Genomic DNA, 17,350 nt, shown 5'->3' on the forward strand with positions numbered 1-17,350 from the left:
ACTCTCAAATAAGGCCCCGTAGCTCAACTGAATAGAGTATCTGACTACGGATCAGAAGGTTCCAGGTTTGAACCCTGGCGGGGTCACTCGAAACAACGCACGCCTAAAAGCTGCCTGACTGTAAAAAAGTCAGGTGGCTTTTTTGTTATATTCAAGAATAATGGTACAGTAAATCTTTTCCTGTCCTATTAACTGGAGTGGGCAACATGAGGGGAGTCAGGACTTTAATTTCTTTAGTTCTTAATAAAAAAAATTTAAACTTTTATCTATATTTGTGACATACTATAAAAAACATATAAGCTATGAAAGGGGACGATGGAAAACATAAAATCTCGCGAAGAGCAGCCTTAAAATACATGGGAATTGGTGCAGCAGCTATACCAGCAAGCTTTTATCTGAACAGCTGTGGGAAAAAAATAAAAACCGACCAGATCGTTCCGGATTTAACGAACATCCCAACAGATAAAATGACTTATAGAACATTGTCAAAAGCTGGTGACAGGATTTCTCTGTTAGGATTTGGTACAATGCGCTATCCTACAGTGGAAAGAGAGACTCCTGAAGGGGTAAGGAGATTCATTGATGAGGAAAAAGCAGAACAGCTTATCGATTACGCTATGGCACACGGCATTAACTACTATGATACTGCATGGATGTACCACCAGGGTGAATCTGAGACATTTACCGGTAAAATACTGAAAAAATATCCAAGAAACAGTTTTTATGTCTCAACAAAATTACCAGGTAGCGTTAAATCAAGAGAGGATGCAATTGCTACTTATCACAAGCAGATGGAAAAACTTCAGGTAGATTATTTCGATTATTATCACCTGCACAGCCTAAGTAGTGATTCAATGTATGAGCGCATTTATAAAGAATGGGGAATGCTGGATTTCCTGCTGAATGAAAAGAAGGAAGGACGTATACGCAACCTGGGGTGGTCTTTTCACGGAGATCAGCAACTATTTAACAAAGTCCTTGCTGAGCCTGTAGAGTGGGATTTCGTGATGATTCAGATGAACTACCTGGACTGGAAGTATGGGTATGTTCCTGCCGAATATATGTACAATAAACTGGTGGAGAGAAATATTCCGGTAATGATTATGGAACCTCTGCTGGGAAGTCGTCTTGCAAAAGTAAGCCGAGCAGTATTGGAGATGATGCAGGAAGAGAGTCCTAACAGCACACCAGCACAGTGGGCATTTCGTTTTGCAGGTTCACATCCGAATGTTATGGTGGTATTGAGTGGCATGACATTAATGGAACATCTGCAGGAAAATATTAAAACATTCTCTCCTCTTGTTCAGATTAATGATAAACAAAAAGATATGCTACTCACAGCTGCAGATATAATACGTTCCATAAAAACTATCCCATGCACAGATTGCAAATATTGTGTTCCATGTCCATATGGTGTTGATATTCCGGGAGTGCTGCTATATTACAACAAGGCTACCTGGGATAGCAATCTGCCAAATCTGGATGGGCCTCGCGATGCTGAGTTTAAACGTTCATCCAGGGCATTTTTAACAGATTACAACCGTACTATTCCCGAACTGGAGCAGGCAAACCATTGCATTAATTGCGGGGAGTGCGAAATTACCTGTCCTCAGAACATAAAAATACCCACAGAATTACTAAATATAGACAACCTTGTTCAACAATTAAAAACAACCTGATGCCATGTTAAAGAAAATAAGAGTTGCTTTGGCAATAGCCTTTTTTATTGTTATTTCATTATTATTTCTCGATATCTCGGGAGTTTTGAACAAGTATTTTGCTTATTTCGCAGAGCTTCAGTTTGTACCTGCTTTGCTATCGATCAATGTTGTTGTACTAATTCTGCTGGTCCTGCTTACTTTTGTTTTCGGCAGGATTTACTGTTCTATTATTTGTCCTACCGGAGTGTATCAGGATATCATCTCTTACTTTGCCAGAAGAATTAAATCCAAAAAAGCACGCCGATACAGCTACTCTGCTGCAAAAACCATATTAAGAATTACAATTCTTGCGTTTTTTACTGTTGGAGTTGTAGCCGGAATAGGCTTTATTACCGCAATATTAGACCCTTACGGATCGTATGGTCGCATAGCGACTGAACTGATCAGTCCTGTATACAAATCAGCAAACAATCTGTTTGCAAAAATACTGGGAGATCAGAGTTATACTTTCACTACTTCTCAGATATGGATTAAGAGCATATTTTCGTTAGTACTGGCCTCACTATCACTTTTAATAATAGGATTACTTGCATGGAGAAGCGGTCGCACCTACTGTAACACTTTCTGTCCCGTTGGTACTATACTTGGATATATAAGCAAATTCTCAATCTTTAAACTCCAAATTGACAAAACATCTTGTACCACATGTGGTAGATGTGCAAGGGATTGCAAGGCATCATGTATAGATTTTAAAAACCATACTATAGACTATACACGATGTGTTACCTGTTTCAACTGTATTGAATCTTGCAAAGATGGAAGTATGAGCTACTCATTAAGAAAAAGAACCGTAGAGCAGCCATTTGAAAAAATAGGCGTTTTACCAGAGAGCTCTTCTCGTCGTCAGTTTCTCATAACTTCACTTATATTAACTGCTTCTGCTGCAGAATTGAGAGCTCAGGAAAAAAAGAGAAGTATGATTAAATTTCCGGCAGTCCGAAAAGAAAGATATAAACGACCTGTTCCCATTTCTCCTCCCGGATCGCTGAGTCATGAAAATCTCAACAGTAAATGCACTGCCTGCCTGTTGTGTGTCAATCAATGCCCTGAAAAAATTATTCACCCATCTGTAAACGAATATGGATGGACAGCTGTTATGCAACCTACTCTTTCTTTCGAACGTGGGTATTGTAAAACAGATTGCACAGTTTGCTCCGATGTTTGTCCAACCAATGCTATTACAAAGTTTTCAAAAGAAGAAAAAACAAAGGTGGCTTTGGGACATGCGATATACATACGTGAGAATTGCATTGTTGTTAAAGATGATGTAAATTGCGACGGTTGCTGGAGAATCTGTCCCACAGATGCTATTACCCGTAAATATCGTGATAACGGAGACCCATATACTCCCCCATCCGATCAACCAAATGCAAATACAGTCGATTTGAGACTTGTTCCTGTAGTGAACAAAGATAAATGTATCGGTTGTGGTGCTTGCGAGTATATCTGCCCTGCTCGTCCACTAACGGCTATATTTGTAAAAGGTTATAAAAAACATCGGATATTGAATTAGTCGATAATAAAGTGTGATATTCTATCAATATTTATTCGAATATTATTAAGTAATACTAAGCATTGAAAAAGGATGTACATGGGTTTTATCATCCTCATTAAATTATGAGGTTGATATGAAGAGTATAAGAAGAAGGTATGAAGAAGAGACAGACTTGGTACGGCAAATTCACATTGTATCTATCACCTTTATAACTGAAAAACGACTTTTATCACATCCCGAAATACAATTTTGCCATAGAGAAATAAATAAGCACGCCTGAGATGTCGCATATGGTTGTTATCAACGGCGCACTGGCAGTGGCAGGGTCTAACTTAAGACGGGTGAAAACAAAAGGCAATAGCATGCCTACCACACTCCCTACAACTACAATCAGAACCATTGTGAGTGATACAACCGGAATAATATCCGGAGCACGCCAAGATGCTACAACAGAAACACCTACTGCCATTGTAAGACCAAGCAGAAGTGCTACAGCTAATTCTTTGCTCAATAAGCGTACCCAGTCTCTTCCACGAACATCACCCTTTCCAAGCGACCGTATCATTAGCGTGGCTGATTGCGAACCGGCATTTCCGCCACTATCAATCAGGAGAGGTAGAAAAAACACTAATGAGACCATGGATTCTATAACTGTGTCGAAACGCGACATCGCATAGCCCGAGAATATGTTCATTAAAACCAGTGCCATAAGCCATCCGATACGTTTTTTATAGATAAAAGAGACTGATGCTTGTACAGGGTTTATAATAGCGTCTTTAACACCGACAAATCGGTGGAAGTCTTCGGTCTGTTCCTCTTCTGCCACATCGAGGATATCATCTACCGTAACAATACCGAGCAAGGTGTTTGAACTGTCTACAACCGGCAAGGCTACACGATTATAATCCTTGAAAACATGAACAGCAGTCTCCTGATCATCAAACGCGCTTAACACGATCAACTCATGTTTAGTAAGATCATCGATTTTATCATCGGGATCTGCTAGCAAAATATCCCGAATACGAAGGTCGTTAATTAGTTTCCAGTTTTGATCAACAACATAAACCACGCTTAAGGTTTCGGCATCTACTCCAAATCGGCGAATATGACTTAGAGTTTCTTTTACAGTAAAGTGCGACTTTACGGCAACATACTTTGGAGTCATCAACCGTCCAATGCTGTCTTCAGGGTAGCCAAGAAGTTGAGTGGTTATTTGAAGGTTTTCTTTACTCATAAGCTGCATCAGCTGCTGAGCCACTTTTCCGGTTAACTCTTCAAAAAGAGCTGTTCGGTCGTCCGGCTCTATATCATTCATCAGGTTGGTCAGGAGAGTTGCATGCTGAGCAAGTCCATCGATGATTTTTTTTTGTTTGGAAGGATCGAGCTCCTGAAACACCTGTTTTGCTTTTCCCCTGGGAAGAAAGCGGAATAAGATGGTAGACTGCAGCTCATTGCTTCGCTCGATTAGCGTAACAATTGCAGGTACATCCAACTTAGTAAGCTCCTCTTTGAGCAAAGTCCACACCTCATTCTTTATTAGCGTGTGAATAATTGTGTGAGCATTTGTCATAAACGTTTTCCTTTCGAAATCCTGTCATCCTCCAAGATCAATTCCCCCGAATCGATCTTAAAACGGATTACCTTGATTATTTTATCATTGTTTTCGCCTTGTTTACTAAAGGATGTTGTTTCTGAAGAAGATATTGCCAAAGTTTCTGACTCTGAGATAGAATCAACAAGTTCATTTAAACGATAAGTAGTTTGTGATTTAAAGGCCTCTTCCAGCTTTTCTCCGATCAGTCGATACTCCCAGTTGCTAAGTCCAGACTCATTCTTTCTGAGACAGACATCGCAGCAACCGCAGTCTTTTGAATTGGTTTCTCCAAAATAAACCAACAGCATACGACTACGACAGACATCACTGTTTTCGGCGTAGTCAATTATAGAATGTATCCTTTTACTGAAACGCTTTTTACGTTCTTCATATACTGATTGAGGTATAGTAATAAACTTAATATCCTCACGTGAGGAGGTGTAGATTATAAATGGTGTTTTTTTAGCCGGAACATAAGATATATAGCGCAGCTTTGATAAGTTGACAAGAATATCATAAACCTCCTGACGTGTTTTGCCTATCCTGCTTGCCAGCATAGATTCATCTATATAAATATCGTCAGAGAACACTCCGGTGTAACTTCTCATAATAGTGTGAAGAAGTTCGTCAGTTATCGGCTCCAGTCGCAAAGAATACATATCATCCCTATAAATGAGAAATCTCAGTTTTGAACGAGCATCAATTTCATCAGTATATTCCAGATATCCGGCCAGCTCAAGAATTTTCAAAGCATGATGAGTCTGAAGTGAGGGTAGTTTGAAACGACTGCAGAATTCTATGAGATCAAAATCGAACGCTCTGCCTGCACCTGATCCAACTGCTACCTGAAAGTAGTTTCCAAGTGCCTCATACACACGAACTATAAGCTCTTTTTCAGGAAATGTATCACTAATTCTTTTTTTAAGTTTGACGCTGTCTGATTTTGTGTATAATATGACTGAGTATGACTTTTTACCATCTCTGCCGGCACGACCTGCTTCCTGGAAGTACTCTTCGGGTGAGTTGGGAAGGTCCATATGAACAACTATTCGCACATCAGGCTTATCTATACCCATACCAAAAGCATTGGTAGAAACAATTACAGGACACTCATCATCTTTCCATGCATTTTGCTTAAAAATCTTGTCTTCATAAGAAAGACCTGCATGAAAATAGTCTGCCCTTAACCCTTCCTTTTTAAGAGTCTGTGCAATCTCCTTGGTTTGTCTTCTACTTCTGACATAGACTATCCCTGAACCTGGAACTGACTTGAGTATATGAATTAGCTCACCAACTTTATTGTCTGCTGATCTGACAACATAAGAGAGGTTATCCCTGAGGAAACTTGTTCTGAAAACATTCTTCTCTTTAAAACGAAGCTTTTCCTGGATATCATCTACTACGTCGGGAGTGGCTGTTGCAGTGAGAGCAAGTACAGGAACATTAATAAGAGTTTCCCTGATATCTGCAATTTTAAGGTAAGAGGGCCTGAAATCGTATCCCCACTGTGAGATACAGTGAGATTCATCAACTACAAGCAGACATACATCCATGGCCTGCAGCTTTGTAAGGAAAATATCGGAAGAGAGACGTTCAGGAGAGACATACAGAAACTTATAGCCTCCAAATATGCAGTTTTCGAGGGTGGTGATAATCTCATCCCTCGACATTCCAGAGTATACAGCAGCTGCTTTTATTCCTCTTTCACGGAGATTGTCTACCTGGTCTTTCATTAGTGCAATAAGTGGTGTCACAACAAGACATATTCCATCCATTGCCATTACAGGAACCTGAAATGTGAGAGATTTCCCTCCCCCAGTAGGCATCAGACCAAGAGTATCTCTCTTTTCCCATACAGATTGAATAATATCCTCCTGCAGAGGACGAAAAGAAGTGTATCCCCAATACTCTTTTAATATATTGTGAAACAATTCCGTTTCCATATTCAACCTTGCTCTGTAATCTACTCTTTTATATCTTTAACCATTAACTGTGTGTATGATCTGCTGCCGTGTGTATTCTCCTCAATTGTATAGCAGATATCTACAGGTTTTCCCTCTTTTATACGTTCATAATAGTAGTGTTGTGCGAAAGCAATACCTGGCAGAGGTGTTCTGACTGAACTGTCTATTACATCGAGCTTAATATGACGCTGTCCTTTACCTACAAGCTTGCTGTATCCTGAATCAGTAACGTTCCTGGTAAGGAAAACAGGATTCTCATTTTCAGGACCAAACGGATTAAACAGTTTAAGTCCTTCAATGAAATCAGGTGTGATCTGTGAGAATGTAATCTCTGCATCTACAGTAATTTGTGGAGACATCATCTTTGGTTCGAGACCGTCGAATGACAGTCTTTTAAAACGCTCCCTGAACTCCGGCAGGTTTTCCTCCCGGAGTGTAAGACCTGCTGCATATGTATGTCCACCGAAGTTTTCAAGTATATCGCGACAAGATTCTATCGCTTTATATACATCAAAACCAGGTACTGAGCGCGCAGAACCGGAAATCATACCACTTGATTTTGTCAGGACTACGGCAGGTCGATAATATTTCTCACTCAGTCTGGAAGCGACAATCCCAACAATACCCTTATGCCATGTTTCGTTATATAAAACAATACAAGTTTGATTTTCAATATCAAGATTATTATCAATATAGTCAATAGCCTCATCTGTGATTTTTTTATCCAGTTCGCGACGGTCAAGATTATATTGGTCTATATTTAGACTCTTTTCCCTTGCTGATGTCATATCATTAGCAAGCATAAGATCAACAGCCTCTTTTCCGTTCATCATTCTGCCTGATGCATTGATGCGGGGACCTATCTTGAATACAATATCATTAACGGTAATATGTTTGCGGTGAAGACCGCAGATCTCAATTATACCTCTGAGACCGAAACTTGGATTGGAATTAAGTTGTTTTAAACCGTAATGAGTCATAATACGGTTTTCGCCTGTAATTGGTACAATATCTGAGGCTATACTAACTGCTACCAGATCCAGAAGTGGTTCAATATCAGAAAAAGGATAACCATTTCTTTGAGAGAAAGCTTGAACAATCTTGAATCCTACACCACAACCGGATAATTCATCATATGGGTATTTAGAGTCAGAACGCTTGGCATCAACCACTGCAACTGCATCGGGTAGTTTTTCATCAGGTACGTGATGGTCGCCAATTATAAAATCAATACCTTTCTCCTTGGCATATTGCACTTTGGTTAATGCTTTTATACCGCAGTCAAGCGAGATTATGAGCTTAACACCCGTTTTCACGGCATAATCGATTCCTTGAAACGAAATGCCGTACCCTTCATCGTACCTGTCAGGAATATAATAATCAATATTATTGGTTATCCCCCGAAAGAACTTGTAAACCAACGCTACAGCTGTTGTGCCGTCAACATCGTAATCACCGTATATAAGAATTCTCTCTTTCTCTCCAAGAGCTTTCTCGATTCGCCTGATTGCCTTATCCATATCGGGAAGTAAGAAAGGGTCATGCAGGTCATCCAGACTTGGATATAAAAACTTCATTGCCTCTTCCTTTGTTTCAATGCCTTTATTGATAAGCAGTTCGGCTAAAACGGGATTTGAATTTAATTCTTTCGCTAATTCATCTTTTTTATTTTTTTGGTAGTCTGATAGGGTTGAATAATTCCATCTGTAAGTCATTTATATATATCATTTTTCTTTTCTCTAGAAGCCCGAATTCGCATCGGGGAGTGGGAGTCGCCTTTAATCATGGATGATTAGGGCTACTATATTATCTCAGTAACGGTTTTATTGCACTTATACCATTCCGAAGTTGTAAAGATAGCATTATTTTTTTGTTTTGATTATCTTTGTACCTCAAAATTAAGATAAGACAAAAAAATGGAGATTGCAGCTTTAGTATCAGGTGGAGTGGACAGTTCGGTTGTAGTACACCAGCTTAAGGAGATGGGATATGATCCAACCATCTACTACATCAAGATAGGAATGGAAGATAAAGATGGATATATTGACTGCCCTTCTGAAGAAGATATCGAGATTGTTACATATATAGCTAAAAAATATGGTTGCCGCTTTGAAGTTGTTTCTCTGCATGAGGAATACTGGGATACGGTTGTTAGCTATACGATAGATTCAGTGAAACGAGGATTGACACCCAACCCTGATATGATGTGCAACAAGATGATTAAGTTTGGGGTATTTGAGCAGAAATGGGGTCATGAATTTGATAAGATTGCAACAGGTCATTATGCTACTACTACTGAGTTGGATGACTTAACTTGGTTGTCGACTGCAAAAGATCATGTAAAAGATCAGACATATTTCCTTGGACAGATTAGTTATGTTCAGGTTTCAAAACTTATGTTCCCAATTGGCAATCTCTTGAAATCAGAAGTGAGAAATATAGCTGCAGAACAGAATCTGCCTTCAGCAAAAAGAAAAGATAGTCAGGGTATCTGTTTCCTGGGCAAGGTAAACTACAATGAGTTTATCGAACGCTACATGGGCAGAAAAGAGGGGTTGATTGTGGAACTGGAAACCGGAAATATTCTGGGCAAGCATCAGGGGTACTGGTTTCATACGATTGGACAGCGAAAGGGACTGGGACTTAGTGGTGGCCCCTGGTTTGTTATCAAAAAGGATATCAATCGAAATATCATATACGTATCCAAGGGTTATGATACAAAACATCAGTATGGAGACACCATTAATCTGCAGGGATTTGAGTTTATAACAAAAGATATCTGGGGTGATTTTGAAGGAGAAAAAGAGATTCGCTTTAAAATCAGACATACTCCCGAATTCACAAAAGGTATGATCTCGAAAAAAGGAGACATGTATTCTATTCACTCTGAAGTGCCGGTTCAGGGAATCGCCGCTGGTCAGTTTGGTGTTGTATACGACAAAGAAGCCGGGTTATGTCTTGGTAGCGGGATGATAATCTGACAATTTAATTAACTTTGTTTCTTTTAAAACAGAACCTGATGAAAAGAACCATTCAATTACTTGCTCTATTTATGTTATTTTCCATCCCTCAACTGTTTGCTCAGTTTGAAGGAACTGTTGGTATTGGAGCTCATGTAGCATACGGCACAGAGATTAACAGACCTGGTGTGGGTGGTCACCTGCATTACTATCGGACCAATAACCTGCGAATTGCACCCTCTTTTACTTATTTCCCCGAAATAAATGACAAGGGCATGTGGATGGTTGACGCTGATACTCATTATGTTTTACCTCTATCAATTACTGCCTCACTCTATCCAATTGGAGGAATTCACTATTCTAACTGGGTATTTGATAAAAATGAGGGGATGCCAAGAACAAATAAACAACGCTTGGGGGCAAACCTGGGAATGGGTTTTCAGCATGATATCAGTTATAGGGTGAGAGCAAACTTTGAACTTAAATATCAGTTCATACGTGACTACTCGCAGGTATTACTATCGGCTGGGTTTGGATTTTGGTTTTAGATACTTAATAACACACACTATCACAAAAATTGAAGAGAGTTCATTTGAAGCTGAACCAACTTTACCTAATAAATAGTGTTAATCAAAAATGTAAAGTAGCATAATAATATATGAAAGACTTTATTACTCAAGAGATAAAAAATGAAAATGCTGTTCTTGTTGGACTCATAACACAAGATCAGAATGAAGATAAGGTAAATGAATACCTTGACGAGCTGGCATTTCTTGCTGAGACTGCAGGACTAAGGCCAATAAAGAGATTTTTACAAAAAATGGACACACCTAATACTGCTACTTTCGTTGGTAAGGGTAAACTTCAGGAAATCGGAGATTTTATTAAGGATGAAGATAATGAGGTGGGTGTCGTGATTTTTGATGATGAACTTTCGGCCAGACAACTTCGAAATATAGAGAAGGAATTTAAAATACGAATAATGGACAGAACAAGTCTGATACTTGACATATTTGCTATGAGAGCTCAGACCTCTCACGCTAAGGCTCAAGTAGAGCTTGCTCAGTATGAATATCTGCTGCCAAGGCTAACTCGTATGTGGACTCACCTTGAGAGACAAAGAGGTGGTGGTGGAACGATTATGCGCGGACCGGGTGAAACGCAGCTGGAGACTGACCGAAGAATTATTCTTGATAAGATTTCAAGGTTAAAGCAGCAGCTTAAGGATATTGATAAACAGAAAACTGTTCAGCGCAAAAACAGGGGCAAGCTTGTGCGTGTTGCACTGGTTGGTTACACCAATGTTGGTAAATCTACTTTAATGACTCTGCTCAGCAAGAGTGAAGTATTTGCAGAGAATAAGCTGTTTGCCACTCTTGATACAACTGTACGTAAGGTAACTGTAAAAAATCTGCCCTTCCTGCTTACCGATACAGTTGGTTTTATACGAAAACTGCCTACCCACCTGGTTGAATCATTTAAATCAACCCTGGATGAGGTCAGAGAAGCGGATATCCTTCTGCATGTAGTAGATATTTCACATCCTGCTTTTGAGGAGCAGATTGAAGTTGTAGAGAAAACACTGTTTGAAATTGATAAAACAGAAAAACCAACTATACTTGTTTTTAATAAAATTGATGCATTTTCTCACACCGTAAAAGAGGAAGATGATCTTACACCTAAGAAAAGAGAAAATTACTCTCTAGAAGAACTTGAACAAACATGGTTCAGCAAGCTAAAAGAGAACTGTATATTTATTTCTGCAAAGGAGAAGAAAAACATTGATGAACTAAAGGAGCTGATATATGATAAAGTGAAAGAGATTCATATAACACGATTCCCTTATAACGACTTTCTATATCAGGACTATGAAGAGGATATGCCTGATCAAGGGGATGACCAGGCTGAATAATCCTCACATTTAATTTTCATTCGGCTTTTTACAAAGTGCTTCGTTAAGAGCAATAACAGCATCCTCATAATGTTCGCGAACAATTACGAATTGCATGTTAACCTGCATCATCGACTGAGCAAAACTCTCTATATTGATCCCTTTTTCATATAATGCTTGTGAGGCACGGTATAGGAATCCGGGAAGAGCAATATTTGTGCCCATAACGCACACTATAGCCATCGGTTTTGCAGTAACTTTGTAAAATACATCCTTTAGGATATTGATTAGACTTTTACTGTTCTCATTATCCCAGACTACCATTGTGATAGAGTTGGCATTTGTGGATTTAAGAATGTAGCTGACATTATATTTAATGAAATAGCTCATTATTTTGCTGTCAAATCCTACCTCTCCAACCATCATTGGGTCGTGAACCTCTATAGCTATCACTTTGCGTGAGCCTGATACAATTTCCACCCTTGGCTCAGGAGAAATATAATCGCGAGAAATTATTGTTCCTGGATGATCAGGTTCAAAGGTATTCTTAATTCTAATGTCAATACCAGCCAACTCAAGAGGTTTAGCAGCTTTTGGGTGTATTGCTTCCATGCCAATATCAGCAAGCTGATCAGCAATGATATAGTTTGTGTGTCCAACCGGAATACTGTTTTCAACACCCACAATTTTGGGGTCGGCACTCGACAAGTGATACTCTTTATGTATTACAGCTTCATCAGCCTTAACCTCAACAGCAATCTTACTAAAAGTAACTTCACTATAGCCACGGTCGAAAGCTCTCATAATACCTTCTGTTCCTTTGGTATATCCGGTAACAATACAAAGTACTTTACTGAAGTCTATATCCTTAAACTCTTTATGTATACGCTCATCAATGGTTAAGGGTTCGTTATCATTGAATCCACACAGATCTATAAAACGTGCATTTATACCGTTATTATTAAGAATATTAACAGAATTCCAGCCAGAGTGTGCCTCTCCTATTGATGCAAGAATCTCACGGGCAGCAAGATGTATATCGGTACGGTTAACATAACCTGATGCAAGTACCTTGCCTAGACTATAAAGCAACGTTTTTGCCTGATCTACACGGAATCTTATGAAATCACGTGCCTCCTTAAGATCAAGTCCATAATCCGCGAATCCATCATTGATAAGCAGTAAGCGCTGACAGAACTGATCCAGTGCAATACTATAATCCTCGCCATTTAAAAACTTGTTATATATTCCGGGTTCGCCAGTCTTCTTATGTTCCAGCAGCCAGTTTGTAACATTGTTATAGGCAGAGACAACAAATATCCTGTTGTATAGCTCATCACCTTTACGGTTGCCTTTTATTATATTTTGCATTACGTCTTGAAACTGAGACATAGACGTACCACCTATTTTCTCTACTGTGAGCATAATTTTTTTTTAATAAATAATGAATAACTTGAAAATTAAAACTGTTTCAATTCTTTATAAACCTTGAAGATTGGCAAGCCCATAACATTAAAATATGAACCCTCGATTTTTTCAACTGCCACATAACCAATCCATTCCTGAACACCATAAGCACCTGCTTTATCGTACGGCTTATAGTTCGATACATAATAACTTATCTCTTCTCTGCTCAATTCTCCAAAAGTAACATAGGCAGTATCTGAAAAGACTACCTGTTTCTTTTTTGAAGTCAGGCATACTCCTGTTATCACCTTATGAGTTTTACCTGACAGCAGTTGTAACATTCTGATAGCATCTGCCTCATCTGAAGGTTTACCAATAACTATACTATCCAACAACACTACCGTATCTGCAGTAATCAGGAGCTCATCATCATTAAGTTCGGGAAGATATGCTGAGGCTTTCTTTTCGGCCAGGTATCCAGCAACCTCATCTGCTGAAACTGTTTCAGGATATGATTCATCTATATCCGGTAACATTCTGAACTCATATTTAACACCAATTCCTGAAAGAAGCTCTTTCCTTCTGGGGGAATTAGATGCCAGTATAATACGGTAATCTGTAAGTTTCATCTATATGCAGTTTATAGAGCAGCATGAATTTTTAATAATTTTGTCAGTAACCCTTCAAGCTGATCTAAAGGAAGCATGTTGGCACCGTCAGATTTTGCACTTATAGGGTCTGGATGTGTTTCGATAAACAGTCCATCTGCACCCACAGCAACTGCTGCTTTGGCAATCGTTTCTATCAATTGAGGTTTACCACCTGTTACGCCTGACGATTGATTTGGTTGTTGCAGACTGTGAGTTATATCCATTACAACCGGAAATCCAAACTCTTTCATTGTGGGGATACCACGATAATCAACCACAAGATCACCATAACCAAATGTTGTGCCTCTTTCTGTAAGAATCACTTTTTCATTGCCACTGTCTGTAACCTTTTGTGCAGCAAACTTCATCGCCTCAGGAGATAGGAACTGCCCTTTTTTAATATTAACAACTTTTCCGGTTTTTGCAGCAGCAACAAGAAGCTCTGTCTGTCTGCATAGAAATGCTGGAATTTGCAGGACATCAACATACTCGGCAGCCATGGCCGCTTCGTGACTCTCATGAATATCTGTAACAGTGGGTATTTGAAAAGTATCATGAACCTTTCTTAAAATTTTTAATGCTTTCTGATCACCTATACCGGTGAAAGAATCTACTCGGGAGCGGTTTGCTTTACGAAATGAGCCTTTAAACACCAGAGGAACTGAAAGCTTATCAGTTACTATTTTTAGTCTCTCAGCTATCCTTAATGTCATATCCTCTTCTTCAATGACACAGGGACCTGCTAACAGGAAAAAATTATCTGACTTTAAATATGAGAGATCCATAGTTAATATTTTTGATCCTTTACAACGTTGCTATTAGAAGGCAAAGATAAGAAATTGAACTAAAATAAATTAGTTCAAATTAAAAAAAGGACCCTCTGATTGTAACACCCTAAACCACATTACTATATATGTTTACATATTTTTACCTTCTATTTGTTAATGCGTGAATAATACAAATTTATGCAGGAAAATTCCTAACACTTTTTTAAAAAACAGACTATTTTGGAAGAGTTAGTTAAAAATCACATAAAATAGTAAATATCAGGATATGATATATGAGACTCTTCAAATATTAAAAGAGCAGTTGGAAAATTATTTCTCTAGCATAGGGCTAAACAAATCAATAGCACTTCAAAATATATCATTTGTTGATTACTAAAAGACAAGACAATGGCTGAAATAAAAGAGATTGAGACATGGCTGAAATATAACGACCGGCTTCTTGAAATATGGAATCTTAAGGGTAAGATAAAACCAGGTTACCGGGTACTTTTCCACGGTCCTCCGGGAACTGGAAAAACACTCACTGCATGCCTTTTGGGTAAATATACAAACCGAAATGTTTATCGTATAGACCTGTCGGTTGTAGTGTCAAAATATATAGGAGAAACAGAAAAGAACCTATCCAGACTTTTCGATAAAGCTGATAAAAAGGAATGGATTCTTTTTTTTTGATGAAGCTGATGCTCTTTTTGGGAAACGAACTAATGTGAGTGATTCTCACGATAAATATGCCAATCAAGAGGTCTCTTATTTACTGCAACGTATTGAGTCACATGAGGGACTCATAATACTGGCTTCAAATATGAAATCGAATCTTGATACTTCTTTTATCAGGAGATTCAATTCGATAATCGAATTTGATAATCCGGATGCTGAAGAGAGGTTGAATCTGTGGAAGAATTATCTTCCTGACTTTGGAGAATATATGAGTGACGTTAATTTGGAAGAGATTGCACGAAAGTATAATTTGACCGGTGCAAATATTGTTAATATAATTCAGTTTGCAGGATTAAGAACATTGGAAAAAAATTCAAATATCATCTCTTCAGATGATCTATTGTTAGGTATCAGGAGAGAATATGAAAAAGAGGGTAAAATGATGCGACAGGAATAGATTTGATTCTTTATATTTGTATGAAAAAAACATGAAACTGGATCTTTGCCCCTCTCCTGCCCTTTATCCCCATTATAAAAGCGACCATGATACGGTAATTGTTGTGGATGTGTTCAGGGCATCTGCAACTATGTGTACAATGCTAAACAACGGGGCAAGTGCAATAATCCCTGTCTCAAGTATTGATGAGGCAAGAACCTATAAGTCCGAAGGCTACCTGGTAGGCGCTGAGCGAAAGACACAGAAATGTGATTTTGCTGATTTCGGAAACTCTCCTTTTGATTACTCTCCCGAAAAAGTGAAAGACAGGGAAGTCGTTTTTACCACAACAAACGGCACCAGAGCAATTGAAGCCGCAAGCGATTGCAGAGAGCTGCTTATAGGTACATTCATAAATGTTGATGCATTAGTTGAAAGATGTATTAATACAGCAGAAAGAGTGGTTATTCTATGTGCTGGATGGAACAACCGGATAAGTATTGAAGATACCCTTTTTGGCGGAGTTTTTGCTGAAAAAGCAATGGAAAAGAGTAATGTAGAATTTGATTCTGATTCAATCAGAATGACTCTTGAACTGTGGAATCGTGTAAAAAATGATTTAATGGGGTATATAGAGGTAAGTGATCATTACAGGCGACTTGTTGACAATGGTGCAGTAAGTGATGCAGCTTATTGTCTCACTCAGAACAGCATGTCTGTTGTCCCTGTTTATAATAAATCTGACGGGAAGATATATTAATCGTCCCAGTCAAATTCATCAAAATCAATAGAGCCGGTGAACTGTTCAAGATCACGACGCTCTTTTTTTGTAGGGCGGCCAGTACCTCGCTGTCTATCTACAAAGCCACTGATACTATTCAGTTCCAGTATTTCATACTGGTCAGGCGGAGTAATATTCTCCATGAAATCAGGAACCATCTTCGCTCCCATTCGTTTGTCTGCAAGTGCAAGTACCTTAAATGAGTAGGTAACCGGAGGTTTTCTGACCTGTATTATATCACCCTTGCGAATAGTCCTGGATGGTTTAACAGAAATATTATTAACCATTACTCTACCCTTTTTGCAAGCTTCTGATGCAATAGTGCGAGTTTTGAAAATGCGCACAGCCCACAACCATTTGTCTACTCTAACCTCTTCCATTATATCTTTAGCAATCGGATCAGTTATTTATTATTAAACTGATTCATTGTTATGTCAATTCCTGCGAGACAGAAACTGCGAATTATTTCACAAGCCTTTTCGATACGTTCAGGCAACTTTGTCTTCTCCTCATCTGAGAACTCTTCAAGTACAAAATTAACCTGTGATCCGGGAAAGAAATCATCTCCTATACCGAATCGAAGTCTGGGATACTTCTGACCGATAAGGCCCTGTATATGTTTAAGTCCGTTATGTCCGGCATCACTCCCTTTGGATTTCAATCGCAGCGTTCCAAAAGGTAAAGAAAGATCATCTACTACAACCAGCAGGTTTTTAGTCTCAATCTTCTCTTTTTGCATCCAATACCTTATAGCGTTTCCACTAAGGTTCATGTATGTTGATGGTTTTAATAAAATCAGATGCTTATTTTTAAGTCGCATCTCAGCCACAAAACCATATCGTTTATCCTCAAAAACAGCATTGGACGCTTTTGCTAAAGCGTCCAATACCATAAAACCTATATTGTGGCGGGTGTTTTCATATTCAGGCCCAATATTGCCTAATCCCGCTATCAAATATTTCATTTCACAATTTTACAATTACAATTTGGTGTTTCGAACTGTAAA

Annotated in this window: 16 protein-coding genes and 1 tRNA gene; 9 read left to right on the forward strand and 8 right to left on the reverse strand. The window is 38.7% G+C overall.

Annotation, left to right across the window (positions count from 1 at the left end; genetic code table 11):
• Positions 1-12: 12 nt before the first annotated feature.
• The 3 genes from BN1354_RS09050 (at position 13) to BN1354_RS09060 (ending at position 3,234) form a co-directional block, all read left to right on the forward strand.
• Positions 13-86, forward strand: a tRNA-Arg gene (locus BN1354_RS09050).
• A 216-nt stretch (positions 87-302) separates the two neighbouring features.
• Entirely contained in the window at positions 303-1,679 is a 1,377-nt protein-coding gene (locus BN1354_RS09055; protein ID WP_045088782.1) for an aldo/keto reductase, read from the forward strand.
• A gap of 4 nt (positions 1,680-1,683) precedes the next feature.
• A complete protein-coding gene (locus tag BN1354_RS09060) occupies positions 1,684-3,234 on the forward strand; it encodes a 4Fe-4S binding protein (RefSeq protein ID WP_053826896.1) in 1,551 nt (516 codons plus the stop codon).
• 211 nt (positions 3,235-3,445) lie between these two features.
• Here the strand turns inward: BN1354_RS09060 and mgtE are convergent, their stop codons facing one another.
• Genes mgtE through recJ form a run of 3 tightly spaced genes read right to left on the reverse strand, consistent with a single transcriptional unit; the run spans position 3,446 to position 8,489 of the window.
• Positions 3,446-4,786, reverse strand: a complete 1,341-nt coding sequence (gene mgtE, locus BN1354_RS09065; RefSeq protein ID WP_045088780.1) for a magnesium transporter — start codon at positions 4,784-4,786, stop codon at positions 3,446-3,448.
• Complete coding sequence (locus tag BN1354_RS09070; RefSeq protein ID WP_045088779.1) at positions 4,783-6,753, reverse strand: RecQ family ATP-dependent DNA helicase; 1,971 nt, start codon at positions 6,751-6,753, stop codon at positions 4,783-4,785. Before BN1354_RS09070 ends, mgtE begins: the two co-directional genes overlap by 4 nt.
• A gap of 20 nt (positions 6,754-6,773) precedes the next feature.
• The gene (gene recJ / locus BN1354_RS09075) at positions 6,774-8,489 is read right to left on the reverse strand and encodes a single-stranded-DNA-specific exonuclease RecJ (RefSeq protein WP_053826897.1); all 1,716 of its coding nucleotides are present in this window, start codon (positions 8,487-8,489) and stop codon (positions 6,774-6,776) included.
• A 201-nt stretch (positions 8,490-8,690) separates the two neighbouring features.
• Between recJ and mnmA the strand changes: the two genes are divergently transcribed.
• The 3 genes from mnmA (at position 8,691) to hflX (ending at position 11,646) form a co-directional block, all read left to right on the forward strand.
• Positions 8,691-9,755, forward strand: a complete 1,065-nt coding sequence (mnmA, locus tag BN1354_RS09080) for a tRNA 2-thiouridine(34) synthase MnmA (protein ID WP_045088777.1) — start codon at positions 8,691-8,693, stop codon at positions 9,753-9,755.
• 38 nt (positions 9,756-9,793) lie between these two features.
• Positions 9,794-10,282 (forward strand): outer membrane beta-barrel protein, encoded by a 489-nt coding sequence (locus BN1354_RS09085; RefSeq protein ID WP_053826898.1) that lies wholly within the window; start codon positions 9,794-9,796, stop codon positions 10,280-10,282.
• A gap of 110 nt (positions 10,283-10,392) precedes the next feature.
• Positions 10,393-11,646 (forward strand): GTPase HflX, encoded by a 1,254-nt coding sequence (hflX, locus tag BN1354_RS09090; RefSeq protein WP_053826899.1) that lies wholly within the window; start codon positions 10,393-10,395, stop codon positions 11,644-11,646.
• Between the two features lie 9 nt (positions 11,647-11,655).
• On the opposite strand, the gene BN1354_RS09095 is transcribed toward hflX, so the two are convergent.
• The 3 genes from BN1354_RS09095 to kdsA are packed head-to-tail and all read right to left on the reverse strand — an operon-like array spanning position 11,656 to position 14,467.
• Positions 11,656-13,050, reverse strand: a complete 1,395-nt coding sequence (locus tag BN1354_RS09095; protein ID WP_045088774.1) for an aspartate kinase — start codon at positions 13,048-13,050, stop codon at positions 11,656-11,658.
• 35 nt (positions 13,051-13,085) lie between these two features.
• A complete protein-coding gene (locus BN1354_RS09100; RefSeq protein ID WP_045088773.1) occupies positions 13,086-13,661 on the reverse strand; it encodes a Maf-like protein in 576 nt (191 codons plus the stop codon).
• 11 nt (positions 13,662-13,672) lie between these two features.
• Entirely contained in the window at positions 13,673-14,467 is a 795-nt protein-coding gene (kdsA, locus tag BN1354_RS09105) for a 3-deoxy-8-phosphooctulonate synthase (protein ID WP_053826900.1), read from the reverse strand.
• Positions 14,468-14,857: 390 nt separating this feature from the next.
• On the opposite strand from kdsA, the gene BN1354_RS12180 reads away from it, so the two are divergent.
• Genes BN1354_RS12180 through BN1354_RS09120 form a run of 3 tightly spaced genes read left to right on the forward strand, consistent with a single transcriptional unit; the run spans position 14,858 to position 16,323 of the window.
• Complete coding sequence (locus tag BN1354_RS12180; protein WP_053826901.1) at positions 14,858-15,142, forward strand: ATP-binding protein; 285 nt, start codon at positions 14,858-14,860, stop codon at positions 15,140-15,142.
• A 34-nt stretch (positions 15,143-15,176) separates the two neighbouring features.
• Positions 15,177-15,584, forward strand: a complete 408-nt coding sequence (locus BN1354_RS12185; protein ID WP_053826902.1) for an ATP-binding protein — start codon at positions 15,177-15,179, stop codon at positions 15,582-15,584.
• A 31-nt stretch (positions 15,585-15,615) separates the two neighbouring features.
• A complete protein-coding gene (locus BN1354_RS09120) occupies positions 15,616-16,323 on the forward strand; it encodes a 2-phosphosulfolactate phosphatase (protein ID WP_045088771.1) in 708 nt (235 codons plus the stop codon).
• On the opposite strand, the gene BN1354_RS09125 is transcribed toward BN1354_RS09120, so the two are convergent.
• Together BN1354_RS09125 and pth are read right to left on the reverse strand one after the other, a co-directional pair.
• Positions 16,320-16,724, reverse strand: coding sequence for an RNA-binding S4 domain-containing protein (locus BN1354_RS09125; RefSeq protein ID WP_053826903.1), 405 nt, complete (start codon positions 16,722-16,724; stop codon positions 16,320-16,322). The two genes, BN1354_RS09120 and BN1354_RS09125, sit on opposite strands and share 4 nt — an antisense overlap.
• Positions 16,725-16,747: 23 nt before the next feature.
• A complete protein-coding gene (gene pth / locus BN1354_RS09130; RefSeq protein WP_053826904.1) occupies positions 16,748-17,308 on the reverse strand; it encodes an aminoacyl-tRNA hydrolase in 561 nt (186 codons plus the stop codon).
• Between the last annotated feature and the right edge of the window lie 42 nt (positions 17,309-17,350).

Origin of the sequence: Lascolabacillus massiliensis (genome assembly GCF_001282625.1) — a bacterium.
In the GTDB taxonomy this organism is placed as follows: domain Bacteria; phylum Bacteroidota; class Bacteroidia; order Bacteroidales; family Dysgonomonadaceae; genus Proteiniphilum; species Proteiniphilum massiliensis.

Bases quoted from the DNA above. Each gene is read 5' to 3' on its own strand.
- BN1354_RS09095 (WP_045088774.1), bottom strand. From the start codon at position 13,050: ATGCTCACAGTAGAGAAAATAGGTGGTACGTCTATGTCTCAGTTTCAA.
- BN1354_RS09100 (WP_045088773.1), bottom strand. From the start codon at position 13,661: ATGAAACTTACAGATTACCGTATTATACTGGCATCTAATTCCCCCAGA.
- BN1354_RS09120 (WP_045088771.1), top strand. From the start codon at position 15,616: ATGAAACTGGATCTTTGCCCCTCTCCTGCCCTTTATCCCCATTATAAA.
- kdsA (WP_053826900.1), bottom strand. From the start codon at position 14,467: ATGGATCTCTCATATTTAAAGTCAGATAATTTTTTCCTGTTAGCAGGT.
- BN1354_RS09070 (WP_045088779.1), bottom strand. From the start codon at position 6,753: ATGGAAACGGAATTGTTTCACAATATATTAAAAGAGTATTGGGGATAC.
- BN1354_RS09060 (WP_053826896.1), top strand. From the start codon at position 1,684: ATGTTAAAGAAAATAAGAGTTGCTTTGGCAATAGCCTTTTTTATTGTT.
- BN1354_RS09055 (WP_045088782.1), top strand. From the start codon at position 303: ATGAAAGGGGACGATGGAAAACATAAAATCTCGCGAAGAGCAGCCTTA.
- hflX (WP_053826899.1), top strand. From the start codon at position 10,393: ATGAAAGACTTTATTACTCAAGAGATAAAAAATGAAAATGCTGTTCTT.
- BN1354_RS09085 (WP_053826898.1), top strand. From the start codon at position 9,794: ATGAAAAGAACCATTCAATTACTTGCTCTATTTATGTTATTTTCCATC.
- mgtE (WP_045088780.1), bottom strand. From the start codon at position 4,786: ATGACAAATGCTCACACAATTATTCACACGCTAATAAAGAATGAGGTG.
- pth (WP_053826904.1), bottom strand. From the start codon at position 17,308: ATGAAATATTTGATAGCGGGATTAGGCAATATTGGGCCTGAATATGAA.
- BN1354_RS12180 (WP_053826901.1), top strand. From the start codon at position 14,858: ATGGCTGAAATAAAAGAGATTGAGACATGGCTGAAATATAACGACCGG.
- mnmA (WP_045088777.1), top strand. From the start codon at position 8,691: ATGGAGATTGCAGCTTTAGTATCAGGTGGAGTGGACAGTTCGGTTGTA.
- BN1354_RS09125 (WP_053826903.1), bottom strand. From the start codon at position 16,724: ATGGAAGAGGTTAGAGTAGACAAATGGTTGTGGGCTGTGCGCATTTTC.
- recJ (WP_053826897.1), bottom strand. From the start codon at position 8,489: ATGACTTACAGATGGAATTATTCAACCCTATCAGACTACCAAAAAAAT.